We start from the raw sequence: 19837 nt of genomic DNA, 5'->3' as shown, positions 1-19837 counted from the left end.
ACGCCAACCCTTCGCCCCTGTGAGGTCCCGATGTCCCAGCCCACCCGCCGTCTGACCGTCGCCCAGGCGCTGGTGCGGTTCCTGTCCGCGCAGTACACCGAGCGCGACGGCGTACGCCACCGGCTGATCGCCGGGACCTGGGGCATCTTCGGCCACGGGAATGTCGCGGGGCTCGGCCAGGCCCTCCTGGAGGCGGGTGAGGAGACGATGCCGTTCCACCAGGGCCGCAACGAACAGTCCATGGTGCACGCCGCCGTCGGCTACGCCCGCCAGCTGAACCGCCTCTCCGCGCAGGCGGTCACCACCTCCATCGGCCCCGGAGCCACCAATCTGGTCACCGGCGCCGCCCTGGCGACCATCAACCGCCTGCCCGTACTCCTCCTCCCCGGCGACTACTTCGCGACCCGCACCGCCGACCCCCTGCTCCAGCAGCTGGAGCACCCCACCGAGGCCGATGTCTCGGTCAACGACACCCTGCGCCCCGTCTCCCGCTACTTCGACCGGATCACCCGCCCGGAGGCCCTGATCCCGGCCGCCCTGAACGCCATGCGCGTCCTCGCCGACCCGGCCGACACCGGCGCCGTCACCCTCGCCCTGCCACAGGACGTCCAGGCGGAGGCGTACGACTGGCCGGAGGAGTTCTTCGCCGAGCGCGTGTGGCGCGTACGGCGCCCCGCGCCCGACCCGGTCGAGCTGGCGGAGGCGGTGCGGGCCATCCGCGGCGCGCGAAGGCCCCTGATCGTCGCGGGCGGCGGCATCCACCACAGCGAGGCCGAGGCGGCGCTGAAGGCGCTGGCCGACGCCACGGGCATCCCGGTCGCGTCCACGCAGGCCGGCAAGGGGTCGCTGCGGTACGACCACCCGGCCGATCTCGGCGGCATCGGCCACACCGGAACGGCGGTCTGCGACGACATCGCCCGCACCGCCGACCTGATCGTCGGCGTCGGCACCCGCTACACCGACTTCACCACCGCCTCCCACACCCTGTTCCAGACCCCGGACGTCCGTTTCGTCAACCTCAACATCGCCGCCTTCGACGCCCACAAGCTGGCGGCCCGGACGGTGGTCTGCGACGCACGGGCCGGTCTCACGGCGCTCACCGAGGCGCTGGACGGCCACCGGGTGAGCGAGGCGTACGAGGCCGAGTACCGGGTGGGCAAGGAGCGCTGGGAGCGGATCGTCGAGGCCGCCTACACCCCGGCCGACGAGCACGCCGTGCCCACCCAGAGCCAGGTGCTCGGCGCCCTCGACGCCGTCGTCGGCGACGAGGACGTCGTCATCAACGCCGCTGGTTCGCTCCCCGGCGACCTGCACAAGCTGTGGCGGGCCCGCAGCCCCCGCCAGTACCACCTGGAGTACGGCTACTCCTGCATGGGCTACGAGATCCCCGCCGGGATCGGTGTCCAGCAGGCGGCGCCCGGCACGGCCGTCTGGTCGCTGGTCGGGGACGGCACGTATCTGATGATGCCGACGGAGATCGTGACGGCCGTCCAGGAGTGCCTGCCCGTCAACCTGGTCCTCATCCAGAACCACGGCTACGCCTCCATCGGCGGCCTCTCCGAGTCGGTCGGGGGCGAGCGCTTCGGCACCGCCTACCGCTACCGCGCCGCCGACGGCACCTTCTCCGGCGCCCCGCTCCCGGTCGACCTCGCGGCGAACGCGGCCAGCCTCGGCATGGACGTCCTGCGCGCCAAGACCGTGAAGGAGCTGCGGGACGCGCTGGCGACGGCCCGCGCCTCGGACCGGCCCACCTGTGTGTACGTCGAGACCGACCCGGCGCCCACCACTCCCCCGGCTCAGGCCTGGTGGGACGTCCCGGTCGCGGCGACCGCCTCCCGCCCGGCGGCCGTCGAGGCGCGCGTGACGTACGACCGCGAGGTGGCCAACCAGCGCCGCCACCTCTGACGGGACACGGAGTCCCCGACGGTCTCCGAGGGTTTCCGCCCGGCCGCCGGCCCACCTCCCGGAGGCCCGTCGGGCGGTCCCTCACCGACCCCATCCCGCTGCCATGTAAGGACAACGCGATGACAGGGGTTCCTGTCATCCGGACGGACGGATACCCTCATGGGCGTGACCAGCGCGACTACGGGGAGTACAGGGAGTCTCGGCCTCAGCGTCGACCGGAGCAGCCCGGTGCCGCTGTACTACCAGCTGGCCCGGCAGCTGGAGTCGGCCATCGAGCACGGTGCGCTCGGCCCGGGCAGCCTGCTGGGCAACGAGATCGAGCTCGCCGGCCGTCTCGGCCTGTCCCGGCCGACCGTGCGGCAGGCCATCCAGTCCCTCGTCGACAAGGGCCTGCTCGTACGCCGCCGGGGCGTCGGCACGCAGGTGGTGCACAGCCAGGTCAAACGGCCGCTGGAGCTGAGCAGTCTGTACGACGACCTGGAGGCGGCCGGACAGCAGCCCACGACCAAGGTGCTGCTGAGCGAGATCCGGCAGGCGTCCGCCGAGGTCGCGGCCGCCCTGGGCGTCGCCGAGGGCGACGAGGTGCACCTCTTCGAACGGCTGCGCCTCACCCACGGCCAGCCGGTGGCGTTCCTGTCCAACTTCGTCCCGTCCGGACTGCTGGACCTCGCCACCGAGCGCCTGGAGTCGACGGGCCTGTACCGGATGATGCGCAACGCCGGCATCACCCTGCACAGCGCCCACCAGAGCGTCGGCGCCCGCATCGCCACCCCCGAGGAGGCCGAGCGCCTCGGCGAGCCGGAGGGCGCCGCACTCCTCACCATGCAGCGCACGGCCTACGACGACACCGGGCGCGCGGTCGAGTACGGCACCCACGTCTACCGTGCCTCGCGCTACTCGTTCGACTTCCAGCTACTCGTCCGCAACTGACGCCCGGGCAACGGCAGTTCGGAGCCGGGAACGGCCCACGGGCTCAGAGTGCGACCCATGCCCCGGACTCGGCGGAGCGACTCATGGCGTCCAGCGCGGTCGCGCTGTACACGGCGTCGGCCAGAGTGGTCCCGTGCGGGGTGCCCTCGGCGATCGAGCACAGGAAGTGGTACGCCTCCACGACCTTGAGGTCGTCGTAGCCCATGGCGTTGGCGGAGCCTGGCTGGAAGGCGCCGAACGCGCCGTGGTCGGGGCCGACGAAGATCGTGTGGACGGACTGGTCCTGGTAGACGTCACCCTTGCTGACGCCCAGTTCACCCATGCGGCGGAAATCCCAGAAGACCGCGCCCTTGGTGCCGTGGATCTCGAAGCCGTAGTTGTTCTGCTCGCCGACGGAGACCCGGCAGGCCTCCAGGACACCCCGGGCGCCGGAGGCGAAGCGGAGCAGGCAGTTGACGTAGTCCTCGTTCTCGACGGGGCCGAGTTCGCCGCCCGAGGCACGGGTGTGGCCGGCGGTGGCGCCGGTGGGCCGGGCCCGCTCGGGGACGAAGATCGCGGTGTCGGCGGTGAGGGAGGCGATGTCGCCGAGCAGGAAGCGGGCGAGGTCGACGCCGTGCGAGGCAAGGTCGCCGAGGACGCCGCTGCCGCCGCGCTCCCGCTCGTACCGCCAGGTCAGGGCGCCCTCGGGGTGGGCGGCGTAGTCGCTGAAGAGGCGGATGCGGAGGTGTGTGACCGTGCCGATCTCGCCGGCGGCGATCATCTCGCGGGCGGCGGAGACGGCGGGCGCGTTGCGGTAGTTGAAGCCGACGGCGCCCTGGACGCCGGCCCGGGCGACCGCGTCGGCGACGGCGCGGGCGTCGGCGGCGGTGAGCCCGACCGGCTTCTCGATCCAGATGTGCTTGCCGGCCTCGGCCATCGCGACGCCGATCTCCCGGTGCAGGAAGTTCGGCGCGGTGATGCTGACCGCCTGGATCCGCGGGTCGTCGACCACCTCGCGCCAGTCCCGGGCGGTCCGGGCGAACCCGAACTGCCGGGCCGCCTCCTCGGCGCGCCCGGGCACCTCCTCCACGACGGTGACCAGCTCGGGCCGCAGGCTCAGCCCCGGGAAGTGGTGGGGCACCCGGGCGTACGCCTGGGTGTGCACCCGTCCCATCCAGCCGAACCCCACGACGGCGACACCGAGCGCACTCACCATGACTGCCCTTCCTCGGACCCTCACTGGAATCCCGGACCGCGTTTTGGACCGTTCCAGAACGTACGCCGCTCACTTTGCGAGGCGTTCTCCACTGCTGTCAACCCCTTTCCACCCCTTTGACAAGGGCGCTCCGGCTATGGAACGGTCCACGCCATGAGACCCCCGACGATCCGCGATGTCGCCGAGCGGGCCGGCGTGTCGAAGTCACTGGTCTCCCTGGTGCTGCGCGGCTCCGACCAGGTGCGCCCCGAGAAGCGCGAGGCCGTGCTGGCGGCCGTGGACCAGCTGGGCTACCGGCCGAACGCCGCCGCGCGCAGCCTGAGCGAGCGCCGTACCCGCACGGTCGGCGTCCTCCTCAACGACATGCGCAACCCCTGGTTCGTCGAGCTGCTGGACGGCCTCAACTCCCGGCTGCACGACAACGGTCTGCGCATGCTGCTGGCCGACGGCCACCTCAACCGACGGCTCGGCGAGGACCTCACCCGCACGTTCACCGAGCTGCGGGTCGACGGGCTGATCGCGGTCGGCACCCTGCCGCCGTCCGAGGCCCTGCGCACGGCGGCCGGGCTCATCCCGACCGTGGTCGCGGGCGCCCGCGAGCCCACGCTCCCCCACGTGGACGTCGTCGCGGGCGACGACCAGCACGGCACCCGCCTCGCCACCGAGCACCTCATCGCCCTCGGGCACCGGCGCATCGCCCACATCGCGGGGGACGGCGTGGTCGGGGCGCTGCGGCGCCGCAGTTTCGAGGCGGTGATGGGCGAGCACGGGCTGAGCGACCTGGCGGCCGTCGAGCGGGGCGACCTGACGGAGGAGGGCGGCTACCGCGCCACGGTGCGGCTGCTCGGCACCCCCGAACGCCCCACCGCCATCGTGGCGTTCAACGACATGGCCTGCGTGGGCGCCCTCTCCGCAGCCGAGGAGCTGGGCCTGAAGGTGCCGCGCGACCTCTCCCTCGTCGGCTACGACAACACCTACGTCTCACGCCTGCGCCATCTCTGGCTCACCACCGTGGACAACGCCAGCCACGACGTGGGCCGCGCCGCCGCCCAGTGCCTTCTCGACCGCATCGCCGACCCGACCCGGCCCGGCAGGGTCGTCCTCACCACGCCGGCCCTGGAGGTCCGCGGGACGACCGGCCCGCCGGCCGACCACCCCTGAGGCGTCAGTCCGACGGCGGCAGACAGTGGTCGTCGGGCGCGACGGTCCTCCAGATGCGCCGCCCGATGTCCCGCAGCTGCCGCTGCTGGGCCTTGGTGAGCGCGTCGAACACATAGCGTCGTACGGCGTCGGCGTGACCCGGCGCGCTCTCGACGACCTTGGCGTGTCCGGCGTCCGTGAGGACGGCGAGCGTGTAGCGCCCGTCGGTGGGGTCCGGCTCCCGGCGCATCCACTCGCTCTTCTCCAGCCGTTTCACGAGATGGGACAGCCGGGACAGCGACGAACCGACGTACCCGGCCAGGTCGCTCATCCGCAGGGTGCGTCCCTCCGTCTGGGACAGCATCGACATCACCAGGTACTCCACGTGGCTGAGCCCGGAGTCCCGCTGCAGTTGTGCGTCCAGCGCGCTCGGCAGTCTGACCATCACACCCGCCAGCGCGTGCCAGGTCTCCATCTCCTCATCGGTCAGCCGACGCGACTGCTGCGGTGTCTCCATGGCGCCCACTCTACGTGCCGCTTCAAGTGATCACGTAGGGGAATGACTTGACGCTTCAACTCACACGGCTCTAGGTTGAACCCCCACTTCCCTTGAAAGTTCAACTCAAAAATTGAGAGAGTCCGCCATGAACGTCACCCTCTGGATCATCGCGAGCCTGCTCGCGGCCGCCTTCCTCGCCGCCGGCCTGATGAAGACCACCCAGTCCAAGGAGAAGCTGGCGGCCTCGGGCATGACCTGGGTCGAGGACTTCTCGCCGGGCATGGTCAAGACCATCGGCGCGCTGGAGGGCCTGGGCGCCATCGGCCTGATCCTCCCGGCCGCCCTCGACATAGCCCCGGTGTTCGTCCCGCTCGCGGCCACCGGCCTCGTCCTCACGATGATCGGCGCGGTCGTCTACCACGTCCGCCGCAAGGAGACCAAGGAGACCGTCCCGAGTCTGGTGCTGCTGATCCTGGCGGCCGTGGTGGCCTGGGGCCGGTTCGGGCCGTACGCGTTCTGAGCGGACCGTACGCGTCCGCGCGGTTCGCAGACGCTCAGGAAGGCAGACGCTCAGGAAGGGCGGGCCCCCGCGGCGAGCAGCAGAGCCGTCGTCTCGGGGTGGGGGCCGGCGGCCGCCCAGTCGAGCGGGGAGCGGCCCGTGCCGTGGTCCTCGCGGAGGTCGGGGTCGGCGCCGTGGGCGAGGAGTTCGCGCACCGCTTCGGTGTGCCCCCAGCACGCGGCGCCGCACAGCGGTGTGCCTTCCGCGCCGTGGCCGCTCTCGGTGTCGGGCGACGCCCCGGCCGCCAGCAGCCGGCCGACCGCCTCGGCCGCTCCGTGGACGGATGCCGCGTACAGGGGCGTCGTCCCCTCCGCGTCGGTCGTCTCGGCGGGGGCTCCGGCCCGCAGCAGGGCGGCGACACGGGCGCTGTCACCGATCATCGCGGCCAGCACCAGCCGTCGGGAGAGCTTCTTCCGCCGCCGCCTGTTCACCGTTCCGCTCACCCTCCACAGGACACCCGGGGCGCCAGCCCATCACACACCCTGGTGAGGAGCGACTCCTTTTCCGCGTACGTCGACGGCGGTGAGCGCCAGCGCCAGCGGCCCCGGTACGAGGAACGCGAGGGGCAGCAGCATCCAGGCGCTCAGCGCGGCCGTCGCCACGGCCAGGACGACCAGTGCGCTGCCGCCCGGATCGCGCACCGCGTCCCGGGCCGCTCCCCGCACCGCCGCGGGCCAGTCGTCCACGGACTCGGGGCGTCCGCAGGCGCGCAGGCCGATCACCGCGGCGCCGGTGCCGAGGGCGGCGGCGAGGAGGGCGAAGGCCCGGCCGCCGGGGAGTCCGGCGCCGGCGAGGGCCAGATCGGCGAGGACGAGGACCAGGCCGCCGAGGGCCACGAGCCCCGCGCCGAGGTCGCCGGGCCGTAGCCGTCGCCGCAGTGCCACGAGGAAGTGGCCGGCCGTGGCCGGGCGGTCCTCCCGTACGCCCCGCAGGACCGCGCAGGCCGTGGAGAGCGCCGCGGGCAGGGTCACCAGCGGAAGGCTCACCACCGCCACGGCGATCCCCACGCTCAGCACGTCCGCGAACAGCGTCATCCGGGGGCCGAAGATCTCGCCCGCCTCGCGTTGGCCGCTCGTGCGCATGGTGCTCACCCCTAGCCCTTGATCCCGGAGTTGGCCATGCCCTCCACCAGGAACCGCTGGAAGGCGAGGAAGAACAGCACGATCGGGAGGAGGGCGATCACCGACATGGCGAACATCGGTCCGAAGGCCGAGGTGCTCGACGCGTCGACGAAGGACCTCAGCGCCAGGGTGAGGGTGAACTTCTCGGGCGAGAACAGATAGATCAGCTGGGTGAAGAAGTCGTTCCAGGTCCAGATGAAGGTGAAGATCGCGGTGGTGATCAGAGCGGGGCGGGTCAGCGGAAGGATCACCGAGAAGAAACTCCGGAACGGTCCACATCCGTCGATGCGTGCCGCCTCCTCCAGCTCCCTCGGCAGTCCGCGCATGAACTGCACGATGAGGAAGACGAAGAAGGCTTCCGTGGCGAGGAATTTCGGCAGGATCAGCGGCCAGTAGGTGTTCACCATGCCGAGCTGGTTGAAGATGATGTACTGCGGGATCAGCACGGCGTGGTGCGGCAGCATGATCGTCGCGATCATGAAGGCGAAGAGCGGTCCACGGAAGCGGAACCGCAGGCGGGCGAAGGCGTAGGCGGCCAGGGAGCAGGACAGGACGTTCCCGACGACCGCGCCGCCGGCGATCAGCAGGGAGTTGCCGAGCAGCCGGCCCACCGAGACGTCGTTCACACCGTCGAGAGCCGTCTCGTAGTTGGACCATTCCAGGCGGCTCGGCAGCAGGTCGAGGCTGGCGATGACCTCGTCGGCCGGCTTCACGGAGGTCGCGAGGAGCCAGGCCAGCGGATAGAGCATGACGAGGAGCGCGGCCAGACAGCCGGCGTGCAGGGCCACGCGCCGCCAGGCAACCGGCTTGCGTACTACGGGAGTTGAGGGTGTGGTGGTGGTCATCGGTCCTCCTCGGAGGCGTAGAAGACCCAGGAGCGGGAGGTGCGGAACAGGATCGCGGTGACCGCGCCGATGGCGAGCAGCAGGACCCAGGCCATGGCGGAGGCGTAGCCCATGTGGGAGGCGACGAAGCCCCGGTCGTAGAGGTAGAGGGTGTAGAAGAGCGTGGAGTCGGCGGGTCCGCCCTTGCCCGCGCTGATCGCGAACGCCGGGGTGAAGACCTGGAAGGCCTGGATCGTCTGGAGGACCAGGTTGAAGAAGATCACGGGCGACAGCATCGGCACCGTGATCGACAGGAACCGGCGCCAGGCGCTCGCGCCGTCCACCTCGGCCGCCTCGTACAACTCCCCCGGGATCTGCTGGAGTCCGGCGAGGAAGATGACCATCGGGGCGCCGAACTGCCACACCGTGAGCAGGGCGACCGCGAGCAGCGCCCAGCCGGGCCGGTTGACCCAGCCGCCGGTGCCGAGGAGGTTGTCGACGGTGCCGCCGTCGTTGAAGATCGCCCGCCAGACCAGGGCGATGGACATGGAGGCGCCGAGGAGCGAGGGGGCGTAGAAGGCGGAGCGGTAGAAGCCCCGGCCGCGCTTCATGTTCTTCAGGGCCAGGGCCACCAGGAGGGCGAGGGCCAGTTGGAGCGGTACGGCGATGACGACGTACAGCAGGGTCGTCAGCACCGAGCGCCAGTAGCGCGGGTCCTCGGTGAACATCTGGGTGTAGTTGCGCAGACCCACCCACCGAGGGGCGTTGAAGAGGTCGTAGTCGGTGAAGGAGAGGTAGAGGGAAACGGCCATCGGGAGCAGGGTCAGGACACAGGCCCCGAGCACCCAGGGGGACAGGAACACCCAGGCCGCGCCCTCGCGGCGGCGGCGCCGGGGCGGACGGTCGGGCCGGGCGACTGCCTTGCCGCGCGCGGTGGCCGGCACGTGCGTGGTGGTCATGACCGCAGCTCCGCCTTCGCTTCGGTGAGGTAGTTCTCGGCGGCCTCGCGGGGGGACATCCGCTCGTAGGACACCTGGTCGTAGTCGCGCTGGAAGGTGGTCTGCAGGGCGCTGTCGCCCGACGGGGGCGCCTGGGGCGGCGGGTCGAGCTTTCCTTCGACCGTGGCCTGGTAGTCGTAGATGGTCTTGTCGAAGTCCTTGAGGCCGGCCGCGATGTCCTCGCGGATCGACTCGTTGACGGGGATGCCCCGGGTGGCGCCGAGGATCTTCGCGGCCTCGTCGTCGTTGAGCATGAAGTCGACGAGCCGGGCGGATTCCTCGGGGTGCTCCGAGTCGGCGGCCACCCCCATGAACATGGAGGGCTTGAAGTACTGGCCGGGGGTGCCGTCCTCGCCCGCCGGCATCGGGGCGAGGGAGATCCCGGTGGGCACGAGGGCGAGGTAACCGCTCGCGGGGGCGTCCCAGTTGACGTCGGAGGCGGCCTTGCCCCGGCCGAGCGGGGTGTTCTCGACCGTGCCGTCGAGCTGGGTGGTCTGTTCGGCGGGCGAGACGGCGCCCTCGCGGCGCAGTTCGTCGGTGAAGGTCCACCAGCGGGTCAAGTCGTCTGCGGTGAAGCCGAGTTCCCGCTCATCGGTGTAGAGGGCCCTGCCCTGGCCGCGCAGCCAGATCTCGAAGGCGTCCTCGCTCTGCCCCGGGTCGGTGCCGCCGGGCACGCCCGTCTCCGCCGCCACCTTCCGCATGGCGTCGGCCCAGTCGCTCCAGGTCCAGCCCACCCGGGGTGGTTCCAGGCCGGCGGCCTGCCACTTCTCGGTGTCGTAGACCATGGTCTCGGTGCCGCGCCCCTGCGGTACGGCGTACTGCTTGCCGTCGACCTTGCCGGTGGCGAGGAGCCCGGGCTCGAACTCGGCGGTGTCCAGGACCGGTTGCTGTCCGGCGAGGTCGAGGAGCACGCCCCCGGACGCGTACTGGTCGATCATCCGGTAGTCGAGCTGCATCACGTCGGGCGCGTCGCCTCCGGCGGCCTGGGTGGCGAGCTTCTGCTTGTAGGCCTCGTAGCCGGCGAAAGAGGTCTGTACGTCGATCCCCGGATGCCGTTTCTCGAAGAGGTCGACGGCCGCCTGGGTTCTGGCGGCCCGGTCCGGGTTGCCCCACCAGGTGTACCGCAGGACGACATCGCCGCCGACACTGCCCGACCCGTCCGGTCCCAAGCAGCCGGTGAGCAGCCCGCAGAGCGCCAGCGCGGTGGCCGCCGCACGGGGTTTCCAGGACTTCGCCGCACGGGGTTCCCAGGACTTCCTCGTCCTGATTCGGGGCATGAGTGGGTCACCTCTTTCGCCAGAAAGCGCTTCCACCCCCCTGTATGACCCTAGGGAAGGTCCGGATGTCACGACAAGACCCCTGCACCACCTCCCTACGACCCCGCCGCGCCGCCGTGGTGGGGCTCGGTGCCCGTGCGCGGATGTTCACCGAGGCGCTGACGGGACCGTTCGCGGAGCGCGTCGACCTGGTCGGCTTCTGCGACCCCAACACGCACCGCATGGCCGTCCACAACTCCTGGATCGCGGCCGACCACCCGGACCGCCCGCCCGTACCGGCGTACGGGGCCGAGGAGTTCGAGGAGATGCTGCGCCGCGAACGGGTCGACCTGGTCGTGGTGTGCACGGTGGACCGGTCCCACGACCACTACATCGTCCGCGCGCTGGAGGCGGGCTGCGACGTCGTCACCGAGAAGCCGATGACGACCGACGCCGAGCGCGCCCGCCGCATCCTGGACGCCCGGCGGCGGACCGGCCGCGAGGTGCGCGTCTCCTTCAACTACCGCTACAACCCGGTGCATTCGGCCGTACGGGAACTGATCGCGAGCGGCGAGATCGGCGAGGTCGGCTCGGTGCACTTCGAGTGGCTGCTCGACCTGCGGCACGGGGCCGACTACTTCCGCCGCTGGCACCGCGACAAGGCCGACTCCGGTGGCCTGCTCGTGCACAAGTCGACCCACCACTTCGACCTGGTCAACTGGTGGCTCGGCACCCGCCCCGACACCGTCTTCGCCCAGGGCGGCCTCTTCTTCTACGGCGACGAGGCGGGCCGCCGTCGAGGCCTCGCCCGGGACTACACCCGCGCCCACGGCTCCCCGGCGGCCGAGAGCGACCCCTTCGCCCTCCACCTCAAGGACTCCCCCGTCCTCACCTCGCTCTACCTGGACGCCGAACGGGAGGACGGCTACCACCGGGACCAGAACGTCTTCGGCCCCGGCGTGACCATCGAGGACGACATGGCGGTCCTCGTCCGCTACGTCTCCGGCGCCACCCTGACCTACCACCTGACGGCCTACTCCCCCTGGGAGGGCTACCGCATCGCCTTCAACGGCAGCGAGGGCCGTGTCGAGCTGCTGGTGGAGGAGTCCACCTGGACCCGCCCCCACGTCCGCACGACCGGCGCGAGCCCGGTCATGCACGGCGCCGAGGCCGGCGAAGAGCCCGGCCGGACCGAGCTCCTGGTGCGCCGCTTCTGGGAACGGCCCCGCGAGGTGAAGGTACCGACGGGCGAAGGCGGCCACGGCGGCGGCGATGTACGCATGCTGGCCGACCTGTTCGGGGAGCCGGTCCCGGACGGGTTGGGGCGGGCCGCCGATGCGGTGGACGGGGCACGCTCGCTGGTGACGGGGCTGGCGGCGAACCGGTCGCTGGAGACGGGGATGCCGGTGGCGGCACGGGAGTTGCTGGACGTGTGAGTCCGCGTCCGCCGCGCCGGACGGTGCTCAGCCGGGCCGGGCCAGGCTGGGCTGGACTGGACTGGGCTGGACTGGACTGGACTGGACTGGGCTGGGCTGGGCTGGGAGCTCGCCCCGGATGCCCGCCTCGGGCCGGTCCCGTCCGCAATTGTTCGCTTACGATCACTCCGTGGTCCTCTTCCTCCTCGAACGCTTCCCCCGGCTCCCCGCCGACCGGGCCTGGCAGCGCCTCACGGACTGGCCCCGGCACGCCGAAGTCGTCCCGCTGACCCGCGTCACCGTCCGCACGCCTCCCCCGACCGGTGTGGGCACGGTGTTCGTGGCCCGCAGCGGTGTCGGGCCGCTCGCCTTCGACGACCCGATGGAGGTCACGGTCTGGCAGCTGCCGAGCGGGGAGGCCGCCGGGACGTGCCGTCTCGTCAAGCACGGTTCGTTCGTGACCGGGTGGGCCGAGATCGAGGTCCATCCCTACGGGGACGGCGCGTCCCGTGTGGTGTGGCGCGAGGATCTGCGGGTGCGGTGGCTGCCGGGTCTCTTCGACCGGCCGCTGGGACGGCTGGCGCGGCGGATGTTCGGGCGGGCGATGGACCGGCTGCTCGCAGACGACGGCCGGGGTTCGGCCTGAGCCACGACCGGCCTGGTCCCGGCTGGTGTTCGCGGTCATTGTCAGACCCTCCGGATACTGTCCCGCACCATGACCACACCCCACTCGCACGCCACCCGGGCGTCCTACGACACGGTCGCCGCCGACTACGAGAAGCTGCTGAGAGACGAGTTGGCGAACAGCCCGTTCGAGCGGGCCATGCTGGGGGTGTTCGCCGAGCGGGTGCTGGGCGCCGGGGGCGGGCGCGTGGCGGACCTGGGGTGCGGCCCGGGGCGGATCACCGGGCATCTGGCCTCGCTGGGTCTCGACGTCTGCGGGATCGACCTCTCGCCGGAGATGATCGCCGTGGCCCGCTGGGCCCACCCCCGACTGCGCTTCGACGTGGGCACGATGACCGCGCTCGACTTCGAGGACGGCTCCCTGGCGGGCGCCCTCGCCTGGTACTCCACAGTCCACACCCCGCCCACCGAACTCCCTGCGATGTTCCGCGAGTTCCACCGGGTCCTCGCGCCCGGCGGCCTCCTCGCGATGGCCTACAAGGTCGGCGCCGAGTCCGTGCACCTGTCCCACGCGTACGGTCACCCCCTCGACCTCGACGTCCACCGCTTCCCGCCGGATCTGATCGCCGGGCTGCTGGGGGACGCCGGGTTCGTCGAGTCGGCGCGCCTGGTGCGGGAGGCCGACGGACCCGGCACCACGGCGAACACCCCGCAGGCGTACGTGCTGGCGCGCAAGCAGGAGTGACCCGGCGGGAGCCCTGAGGGCCGGGGGCCGGTCAGGACGGGCCCGGGCCCCCGTTCCGGGCGGCGGCCAGGCCGTCTCGGCGGTCGCGGTCGCCGTCGCCCGTGGTGCTGAGGAGGGTGTCGCAGATCTCGCGGAGCTTGTCGGTGGCCTGCTTGGAGAACAGTCCGCAGAGCCCGGCTATACCGGAGAAGCCGTACGGGTTGGTCGCACCGGCGCCGGAGCTGCCGGCGAACAGGCCGCCGCGCAACAGGAGATGGACGAGGAGCGCGAGGGCTATGCCGATACCGGCGCGCAGGAGGTACCACCACAGCCAGCTCGCGTAGAGCCGCCGGTTGCCGACGTACGTCGCGAAGGACGTGGCCGCGTGGACGAAGCTGCCGAGCGCGCTGCACACGACCACGGCGAGCAGCATCGCGGTGTCCGCGGTCAGGGACCAGTTCCCGAGACCGAAGGGCGACCAGCGCGCGGTGGCCGTGGGGTCCGCCCCGGGCTCCACCGTCTCCAGCACCGCCGGCCAGAGCGTCACGAGGGCTCCGCAGACGAAGACGACCTCGGCCAGGAGAAAGAGACCCAGCAGGGTCGTCGACGCGGTCGACAGCCGCCGCTCGTCACGGGTGTCACCGGCACCGGACTCGGGCTCGGCCGAGCTGCCGTCGGCGCCCGGGTCCGTACCGCCGTCGGCCGGACTCCCGCCCGCGTCCGCACCACCCCCGCCCGAGCTCCCGCCCGAGGCCATGCCACCACCGTCCGAGCTCCCGCCCGAGGCCACGCTTTCGCCGTCCCGGCTCTCGCCCGAGGCGGGTTCACCGTCCGCCGCGTTCGCTCCCTGCCCCGAACCGCCGTCGGTCGCGGCCTCGTCCGTGCCCGAGGTCGGCACGCCGTGGGTCACCTCCGGGCCCGTTCCGCTGTCCGGGCCCGTTCCGCTGTCCGGGCCCGCGCCCGCGACCCCGTCCGGGCGCTCTTCGCTGCTCGCCGTGCTCAACTGTCCGCCCCCGTCGTGCTGTTGCCGTATCGGAAACGGTCGCTCCTGCCGCCCCAGGGGGTCAAGTCACCGGCACAGGTTCGGGTCAGGAGACCCGCAGGCTCGGCAGCTCCATGACTCCGGGCGTGCCGTCGTGGTGGATCGGGGTGTGCGCGCCGGTCAGGGGGACGCCGCTGCCGCCACGCCGGGCGGCGACGATCTCGGCGGCGATGGACAGGGCGGTCTCCTCCGGCGTGCGGGCGCCGAGGTCGAGCCCGATCGGAGACCGGAGCCGGGCCAGCTCCAACTCGCTGACGCCGACTTGGCGGAGGCGTTCGTTGCGGTCGAGGTGGGTGCGGCGGGAGCCCATCGCGCCGACGTACGCCGCCGGGAGCCGCAGGGCGAGCCGGAGGAGGGGGACGTCGAACTTGGCGTCGTGGGTGAGGACGCAGAGGACCGTGCGGGCGTCCACCGACGTCCGCTCAAGATAGCGGTGGGGCCACTCGACGACGATCTCGTCGGCCTCCGGGAAGCGGGCGCGGGTCGCGAAGACGGGGCGGGCGTCGCAGACGGTGACGTGGTAACCGAGGAACTTGCCGACGCGGACCAGCGCCGACGCGAAGTCGATCGCACCGAAGACGATCATCCGGGGCGGCGGGACGGACGACTCGACGAGAACCGTGAGCGGTGCTCCGCACCGAGAGCCCTGCTCACCGATCTCCAGGGTGTCCGTGCGGCCCGCGTCGAGGAGGGCGCGGGCCTCGGCGGCGACCGTGCGGTCGAGTTCGGGATGGGCGCCGTAGCCACCGTCGTACGAGCCGTCCGGGCGGACCAGCAGAGCGCGGCCCCGCAGCTGCGCCGGACCGGAGACGACCCGGGCCAGGGCCGCCGCCTCCCCGCTCGCGGCGGCGGACAGCGCGGCGGCGACCACCGGGCGGGCGGGGTCGCCGGCCCGCACCGGTGTGACGAGGATGTCGATGACTCCGCCGCAGGTCAGGCCGATGGCGAAGGCGTCCTCGTCGCTGTAGCCGAAGCGTTCGAGGACCGGTTCGCCGTCCGCCAACGCCTGTTGGCACAGTTCGTAGACAGCGCCCTCCACACAGCCGCCGGAGACCGAGCCGATCGCCGTGCCGTCGGCGTCCACCGCGAGGGCGGCGCCGGGCCGGCGGGGCGCGCTGCCGCCGACGGCCACCACGGTGGCCACGGCGAAGTCACGTCCCTGCTCGACCCACCGGCGCAGCTCTTCGGCGATGTCCAGCATCTCTCGGTCTCCTCAAGCACGGTTTGGTGGAAGGTACTCGGCAGGCGGGCGGCTGGTGCACGCCCGGCCGGCTCTCGATCGGGTCGAGGGCGAAGAAGACGAGGAGGACCGCCGTCAGGCCCCCCGTGCAGCAGGGGCTGCGGCCCTTGCTTTCCAGCCCGCCAGGTCCGCCGTCTTCAGGCGGCCCGCAGGGCCTGGTCTTTCAGGGGCGCGGGGACCTGCGCGAGAAGCCCCACCGGACCCGCACCCGCCGACGAACCGCACCCCCGAGCTCTTACGCGCCCCGACCGACTACTACGCCGTACCCGTGAGGTGTTCCGGGCGTACCGGCGTCCTGTTCAGCTCCAAGCCCGTCGCGTTCCGGATCGCCGCGAGCACGGCCGGAGTCGAGGACAGGGTCGGGGCCTCGCCGACGCCGCGCAGCCCGTACGGCGCGTGGTCGTCGGCGAGTTCGAGCATGTCGACGGGGATGGTCGGCGTGTCGAGGATCGTGGGGATCAGGTAGTCCGTGAAGGAAGGGTTGCGGACCTTCGCGGTCCTGGGGTCGACGACGATCTCCTCCATGACGGCGATGCCGAGGCCCTGCGTGGTGCCGCCCTGGATCTGGCCGAGGACCGAGAGCGGGTTCAGGGCCTTGCCGACGTCCTGGGCACAGGCCAGTTCGACGACCTTGACCATGCCCAGCTCGGTGTCGACCTCGACGACCGCCCGGTGCGCGGCGAAGGAGTACTGGACGTGGCCGAAGCCCTGCCCGGTCCGCAGGTCGAAGGGTTCGGTCGGCCGGTGCCGCCACTCCGCCTCGACCTCGACGGCCTCGTCACCGAGGACGTCCACCAGGTCGGCCAGGACCTCACCGGCGTCGGTGACGACCTTGCCGCCCTCCAGGAGGAGTTCGGCGGTCGCCCAGGCGGGGTGGTACGTGCCGAACTTCCGGCGGCCCAGCTCCAGGACCTTCTCCCGGACCAGTTCGCAGCTGTTCTTCACGGCGCCGCCCGTGACGTACGTCTGACGGGACGCGGAGGTCGAACCGGCCGAACCCACCTGGGTGTTCGCCGGGTTGATGGTCACCTGGGTGACGCCCAGCTCGGTGCGGGCGATCTGCGCGTGGACGGTGATGCCGCCCTGGCCGACCTCCGCCATGGCCGTGTGGACGGTGGCGACGGGCTCGCCGCCCACCACCTCCATACGGACGCGGGCGGTCGAGTAGTCGTCGAAACCCTCGGAGAAGCCGACGTTCTTGATGCCGACCGCGTAGCCGATGCCTCGTACGACACCTTCGCCGTGCGTGGTGTTGGACAGGCCGCCCGGGAGCTGTCGTACGTCCGCCGCCTCGCCCGCCGTGCGCCACTGCTGCTCCGGCGGCAGGGGCATCGCCTTGACGCGGCGCAGGAGTTCGGCGACCGGGGCCGGGGAGTCGACGGCCTGGCCGGTCGGCAGGAGGGTGCCCTGCTCCATGGCGTTGATCTGCCGGAACTCCACCGGGTCCATGCCGAGCTTCGCCGCCAGCTTGTCCATCTGCGCCTCGTACGCGAAGCACGCCTGGACCGCGCCGAAGCCTCGCATCGCGCCGCAGGGCGGGTTGTTGGTGTAGAGGGCGATGGCCTCGATCTCGACGTCGTCGATGACGTACGGGCCCGCGCCGAGCGAGGCGGCGTTGCCGACGACGGCCGGGGAGGCGGAGGCGTAGGCGCCGCCGTCCAGGACGATGCGGGCCTTGAGGTGCGTGAGCCTGCCGTCGCGCGTCGCCCCGTGCTCGTAGTACAGCTTCGCGGGGTGGCGGTGGACGTGTCCGAAGAAGGACTCGAAGCGGTTGTAGACGATCTTCACCGGCTTGCCGGTGCGCAGCGCCAGCAGGCAGGCGTGGATCTGCATCGACAGGTCCTCGCGACCGCCGAAGGCACCGCCGACGCCGGCCAGGGTCATCCTGACCTTGTCCTCGGGCAGGCCGAGCACGGGAGCGATCTGGCGCAGGTCGGAGTGGAGCCACTGGGTGGCGATGTAGAGGTCGACGCCGCCGTCCTCGGCGGGGACGGCGAGGCCGGACTCGGGGCCGAGGAAGGCCTGGTCCTGCATGCCGAAGACGTACTCGCCCTCGACGATCACGTCCGCGCGCTCGCGGGCCGCGGCCACGTCGCCGCGGATGACCGGCTGGCGGTGGAGGATGTTCGGGTGTGGGACGTGGCCGAGGTGGTGGTCGTCGCGGCCCTCGTGGATGAGGATCGCGTCCGGCGCGGTCGCGGAGGCCTCGTCGGTGATGACCGGCAGTTCGCGGTACTCCACCTTGATCTTGGCGGCGGCGCGGCGCGCGGTCTCCGGGTGGTCGGCGGCGACGATCGCGACGGGCTCGCCGTGGTGGCGGACCTTGCCGTGGGCGAGAACGGGGGTGTCCTGGATCTCCAGACCGTAGTTCCGCACCTCGGTCGGCAGGTCGTCGTACGTCATGACGGCGTAGACGCCGGGCGTGGCGAGGGCCTCGGCGGTGTCGATGGAGACGATCTCGGCGTGGGCGACCGTGGAGCGCAGGATCTGGCCCCAGAGCATGTCCTCGTGCCACATGTCGGAGGAGTACGCGAACTCGCCGGTGACCTTGAGCGTGCCGTCCGGGCGGAGCGTGGACTCGCCGATGCCGCCCTTGGTGCGGGAGCCCTGGGTGATGTTGGTGGGCAGGCCGGTGGTTCCCATGATCAGACCCCTTCGGACTGCCGGGCGGCCGCGAGGCGGACCGCGTCCATGATGTTCTCGTAGCCGGTGCAGCGGCACAGGTTGCCCGACAGGGCCTCGCGGATGTCCGCGTCGCTCGGGTTGGGGGTGCGTTCCAGCATCTCGTCGGCCGCGACGAGCAGACCGGGCGTGCAGAACCCGCACTGGACGGCGCCGGCGTCGATGAACGCCTGCTGGATCGGGGAGAGTTCGCCTCCTTCACCGGTCTGGGAGTCCGTACCCGTCGCGGCCCACCGCTTGGCCTCATCGAGCGAAGTCCCGGTCGTACCGGCCGTACCGGCCGTGCCGCACGCACCGGACGCGCAACCACCGTGCTCCGCGCGCTGTTTCGCGTAGTCCGCGAGCCCCTCCACCGTGACGACCTCACGGCCCTCCACCTGTCCGGCGGCGACCAGACACGAACACACCGGTACGCCGTCAAGCCGGACGGTGCAGGACCCGCACTCCCCCTGCTCGCAGGCGTTCTTGGAACCCGGCAGACCGAGGCGCTCGCGCAGCACGTACAGCAGGGACTCGCCCTCCCACACGTCGTCGGCTTCCTGCGGACGGCCGTTGACCGTGAAATTGACGCGCATTACGCGACTCCCTCCGTGCGGGCGGCGGTGCCGCGGTACGACTCCCAGGTCCACATCAGCGTGCGGCGGGCCATGACGCCGACGGCGTGGCGGCGGTAGCTCGCGGTGCCGCGGACGTCGTCGATGGGGTTGCAGGCGCCGGCGCACAGGTCGGCGAACTGCTTGGCGACCGACGGGGTGATGATCCGGCCGTTGTCCCAGAAGCCGCCCTCGTCGAGCGCCGCGTTCAGGAACTCCTCGGCGGCCTTGGCCCGGACGGGGGTCGGCGCGGCCGAGCCGATGCCGGTCCGTACCGTGCGCGACGACGGGTGCAGGGCGAGCCCGAAGGCGCACACGGCGATGACCATGGCGTTGCGGGTGCCGACCTTCGAGTACTGCTGCGGGCCGTCCGCCTTCGCGATGTGCACCGCACGGATCAGCTCGTCCGGCGCGAGGGCGTTGCGCTTGACGCCGGTGTAGAAGTCGTCGATGGGGATGAGCCGGGAGCCCCGTACGGACTCGGCCTCGACCTGGGCGCCCGCCGCGAGGAGGGCCGGGTGGGCGTCGCCGGCCGGGGAGGCGGTGCCGAGGTTGCCGCCGACGCCGCCGCGGTTGCGGATCTGTGGGGAGGCGACCGTGTGCGAGGCCAGGGCGAGGCCGGGCAGCTCGGCACGGAGGTCCTCCATGATCCGCGTGTACGGGACGGACGCGCCCAGGCGAACCGATTCCTCGCCGACCTCCCACTCGGAGAGTTCGCCGACGCGGTTCAGGTCGAGCAGATACTCGGGCCGACGGTGGTCGAAGTTGATCTCGACCATCACGTCGGTGCCGCCGGCGATCGGCACAGCGGTGGGGTGCTCGGCCTTCGCGGCGAGCGCCTCCTCCCAGCTGGCGGGGCGAAGGAAGTCCATGGGACCGGCTCTCTTCCTCGTCTTGTGTCGTTCTGTTTGAGCCAGATCGTGTGCGGCGGGCCCGGCTCGTTCCTGGGCTGTTCGCGTGTCTCGACCTTCAGTACACAGCGCGCTCCTCCGCCCCGGTCAGTCACGGAAAACATGAAGGAGTTGGCTGGCCAAGGGGCTCATCTTGTAGATTCGTATGAACGGAGGCCCTCAGCAACCTCTTCGTTTTC

Annotated in this window: 19 protein-coding genes; 7 read left to right on the top strand and 12 right to left on the bottom strand. The window is 71.8% G+C overall.

The genetic code is table 11. From position 1 onward, the window contains the following. Positions 1-30: 30 nt before the first annotated feature. On the top strand, positions 31-1905 hold the full coding sequence (gene iolD / locus OG202_RS38330; protein ID WP_328224265.1) for a 3D-(3,5/4)-trihydroxycyclohexane-1,2-dione acylhydrolase (decyclizing): 1875 nt from the start codon (positions 31-33) through the stop codon (positions 1903-1905). A gap of 159 nt (positions 1906-2064) precedes the next feature. Then, complete coding sequence (locus OG202_RS38325; RefSeq protein WP_327727237.1) at positions 2065-2835, top strand: GntR family transcriptional regulator; 771 nt, start codon at positions 2065-2067, stop codon at positions 2833-2835. A 43-nt stretch (positions 2836-2878) separates the two neighbouring features. Here the strand turns inward: OG202_RS38325 and OG202_RS38320 are convergent, their stop codons facing one another. Then, positions 2879-4030 (bottom strand): Gfo/Idh/MocA family protein, encoded by a 1152-nt coding sequence (locus tag OG202_RS38320; RefSeq protein WP_326575397.1) that lies wholly within the window; start codon positions 4028-4030, stop codon positions 2879-2881. 153 nt (positions 4031-4183) lie between these two features. On the opposite strand from OG202_RS38320, the gene OG202_RS38315 reads away from it, so the two are divergent. Then, complete coding sequence (locus OG202_RS38315) at positions 4184-5191, top strand: LacI family DNA-binding transcriptional regulator (protein ID WP_326575399.1); 1008 nt, start codon at positions 4184-4186, stop codon at positions 5189-5191. A 4-nt stretch (positions 5192-5195) separates the two neighbouring features. Here OG202_RS38315 and OG202_RS38310 read toward each other — a convergent pair whose 3' ends face one another. Further along, positions 5196-5687, bottom strand: a complete 492-nt coding sequence (locus tag OG202_RS38310; protein WP_328224264.1) for a MarR family winged helix-turn-helix transcriptional regulator — start codon at positions 5685-5687, stop codon at positions 5196-5198. A gap of 127 nt (positions 5688-5814) precedes the next feature. Here OG202_RS38310 and OG202_RS38305 point away from each other — a divergent pair, with 127 nt between their 5' ends. Further along, the gene (locus tag OG202_RS38305) at positions 5815-6189 is read left to right on the top strand and encodes a DoxX family protein (protein WP_326575403.1); all 375 of its coding nucleotides are present in this window, start codon (positions 5815-5817) and stop codon (positions 6187-6189) included. A gap of 50 nt (positions 6190-6239) precedes the next feature. Here the strand turns inward: OG202_RS38305 and OG202_RS38300 are convergent, their stop codons facing one another. The 5 genes from OG202_RS38300 to OG202_RS38280 are packed head-to-tail and all read right to left on the bottom strand — an operon-like array spanning position 6240 to position 10448. Next, complete coding sequence (locus OG202_RS38300) at positions 6240-6659, bottom strand: ankyrin repeat domain-containing protein (RefSeq protein WP_328224766.1); 420 nt, start codon at positions 6657-6659, stop codon at positions 6240-6242. A 42-nt stretch (positions 6660-6701) separates the two neighbouring features. Then, positions 6702-7310 carry a hypothetical protein gene (locus tag OG202_RS38295; protein ID WP_328224263.1) on the bottom strand — a complete coding sequence of 203 codons (609 nt, stop codon included), beginning with the start codon at positions 7308-7310 and terminating at the stop codon, positions 6702-6704. Between the two features lie 11 nt (positions 7311-7321). Further along, entirely contained in the window at positions 7322-8194 is an 873-nt protein-coding gene (locus OG202_RS38290) for a carbohydrate ABC transporter permease (RefSeq protein ID WP_319240878.1), read from the bottom strand. Further along, entirely contained in the window at positions 8191-9132 is a 942-nt protein-coding gene (locus OG202_RS38285; RefSeq protein ID WP_327727242.1) for a carbohydrate ABC transporter permease, read from the bottom strand. The genes OG202_RS38290 and OG202_RS38285 overlap by 4 nt, the downstream gene beginning before the upstream one ends. After that, the gene (locus OG202_RS38280) at positions 9129-10448 is read right to left on the bottom strand and encodes an ABC transporter substrate-binding protein (protein ID WP_327727243.1); all 1320 of its coding nucleotides are present in this window, start codon (positions 10446-10448) and stop codon (positions 9129-9131) included. Before OG202_RS38280 ends, OG202_RS38285 begins: the two co-directional genes overlap by 4 nt. A 65-nt stretch (positions 10449-10513) precedes the next feature. Here OG202_RS38280 and OG202_RS38275 point away from each other — a divergent pair, with 65 nt between their 5' ends. The 3 genes from OG202_RS38275 to OG202_RS38265 all read left to right on the top strand — a co-directional run bounded on the left by OG202_RS38275 (position 10514) and on the right by OG202_RS38265 (position 13211). Next, positions 10514-11863, top strand: a complete 1350-nt coding sequence (locus OG202_RS38275; protein WP_327727244.1) for a Gfo/Idh/MocA family protein — start codon at positions 10514-10516, stop codon at positions 11861-11863. Between the two features lie 169 nt (positions 11864-12032). After that, positions 12033-12488, top strand: coding sequence for an SRPBCC family protein (locus OG202_RS38270; protein WP_327727245.1), 456 nt, complete (start codon positions 12033-12035; stop codon positions 12486-12488). Between the two features lie 69 nt (positions 12489-12557). Beyond that, on the top strand, positions 12558-13211 hold the full coding sequence (locus OG202_RS38265) for a class I SAM-dependent methyltransferase (protein ID WP_327727246.1): 654 nt from the start codon (positions 12558-12560) through the stop codon (positions 13209-13211). Between the two features lie 31 nt (positions 13212-13242). Here the strand turns inward: OG202_RS38265 and OG202_RS38260 are convergent, their stop codons facing one another. From OG202_RS38260 to OG202_RS38240, 5 genes are all read right to left on the bottom strand, one after another. After that, a complete protein-coding gene (locus OG202_RS38260) occupies positions 13243-14193 on the bottom strand; it encodes a hypothetical protein (RefSeq protein WP_327727247.1) in 951 nt (316 codons plus the stop codon). 85 nt (positions 14194-14278) lie between these two features. Continuing rightward, complete coding sequence (locus tag OG202_RS38255) at positions 14279-15433, bottom strand: XdhC family protein (protein WP_327727248.1); 1155 nt, start codon at positions 15431-15433, stop codon at positions 14279-14281. A 294-nt stretch (positions 15434-15727) separates the two neighbouring features. After that, on the bottom strand, positions 15728-18115 hold the full coding sequence (locus tag OG202_RS38250) for a xanthine dehydrogenase family protein molybdopterin-binding subunit (protein WP_327727249.1): 2388 nt from the start codon (positions 18113-18115) through the stop codon (positions 15728-15730). 2 nt (positions 18116-18117) lie between these two features. After that, the gene (locus OG202_RS38245; RefSeq protein ID WP_326575424.1) at positions 18118-18729 is read right to left on the bottom strand and encodes a (2Fe-2S)-binding protein; all 612 of its coding nucleotides are present in this window, start codon (positions 18727-18729) and stop codon (positions 18118-18120) included. Continuing rightward, complete coding sequence (locus tag OG202_RS38240) at positions 18729-19619, bottom strand: FAD binding domain-containing protein (protein WP_326575426.1); 891 nt, start codon at positions 19617-19619, stop codon at positions 18729-18731. The genes OG202_RS38245 and OG202_RS38240 overlap by 1 nt, the downstream gene beginning before the upstream one ends. Between the last annotated feature and the right edge of the window lie 218 nt (positions 19620-19837).

The sequence above is a fragment of the Streptomyces sp. NBC_00310 genome (assembly GCF_036208085.1).
In the GTDB taxonomy this organism is placed as follows: Bacteria; Actinomycetota; Actinomycetes; order Streptomycetales; family Streptomycetaceae; genus Streptomyces.
This window is presented reverse-complemented; position numbering and strand designations above follow the sequence as displayed.

What these genes read in the sequence shown, in the direction of transcription:
- iolD (WP_328224265.1), top strand. Translation starts at nt 31, where the DNA reads ATGTCCCAGCCCACCCGCCGTCTGACCGTCGCCCAGGCGCTGGTGCGG.
- OG202_RS38325 (WP_327727237.1), top strand. Translation starts at nt 2,065, where the DNA reads ATGGGCGTGACCAGCGCGACTACGGGGAGTACAGGGAGTCTCGGCCTC.
- OG202_RS38320 (WP_326575397.1), bottom strand. Translation starts at nt 4,030, where the DNA reads ATGGTGAGTGCGCTCGGTGTCGCCGTCGTGGGGTTCGGCTGGATGGGA.
- OG202_RS38315 (WP_326575399.1), top strand. Translation starts at nt 4,184, where the DNA reads ATGAGACCCCCGACGATCCGCGATGTCGCCGAGCGGGCCGGCGTGTCG.
- OG202_RS38310 (WP_328224264.1), bottom strand. Translation starts at nt 5,687, where the DNA reads ATGGAGACACCGCAGCAGTCGCGTCGGCTGACCGATGAGGAGATGGAG.
- OG202_RS38305 (WP_326575403.1), top strand. Translation starts at nt 5,815, where the DNA reads ATGAACGTCACCCTCTGGATCATCGCGAGCCTGCTCGCGGCCGCCTTC.
- OG202_RS38295 (WP_328224263.1), bottom strand. Translation starts at nt 7,310, where the DNA reads ATGCGCACGAGCGGCCAACGCGAGGCGGGCGAGATCTTCGGCCCCCGG.
- OG202_RS38290 (WP_319240878.1), bottom strand. Translation starts at nt 8,194, where the DNA reads ATGACCACCACCACACCCTCAACTCCCGTAGTACGCAAGCCGGTTGCC.
- OG202_RS38285 (WP_327727242.1), bottom strand. Translation starts at nt 9,132, where the DNA reads ATGACCACCACGCACGTGCCGGCCACCGCGCGCGGCAAGGCAGTCGCC.
- OG202_RS38280 (WP_327727243.1), bottom strand. Translation starts at nt 10,448, where the DNA reads ATGCCCCGAATCAGGACGAGGAAGTCCTGGGAACCCCGTGCGGCGAAG.
- OG202_RS38275 (WP_327727244.1), top strand. Translation starts at nt 10,514, where the DNA reads ATGTCACGACAAGACCCCTGCACCACCTCCCTACGACCCCGCCGCGCC.
- OG202_RS38265 (WP_327727246.1), top strand. Translation starts at nt 12,558, where the DNA reads ATGACCACACCCCACTCGCACGCCACCCGGGCGTCCTACGACACGGTC.
- OG202_RS38255 (WP_327727248.1), bottom strand. Translation starts at nt 15,433, where the DNA reads ATGCTGGACATCGCCGAAGAGCTGCGCCGGTGGGTCGAGCAGGGACGT.
- OG202_RS38250 (WP_327727249.1), bottom strand. Translation starts at nt 18,115, where the DNA reads ATGGGAACCACCGGCCTGCCCACCAACATCACCCAGGGCTCCCGCACC.
- OG202_RS38245 (WP_326575424.1), bottom strand. Translation starts at nt 18,729, where the DNA reads ATGCGCGTCAATTTCACGGTCAACGGCCGTCCGCAGGAAGCCGACGAC.
- OG202_RS38240 (WP_326575426.1), bottom strand. Translation starts at nt 19,619, where the DNA reads ATGGACTTCCTTCGCCCCGCCAGCTGGGAGGAGGCGCTCGCCGCGAAG.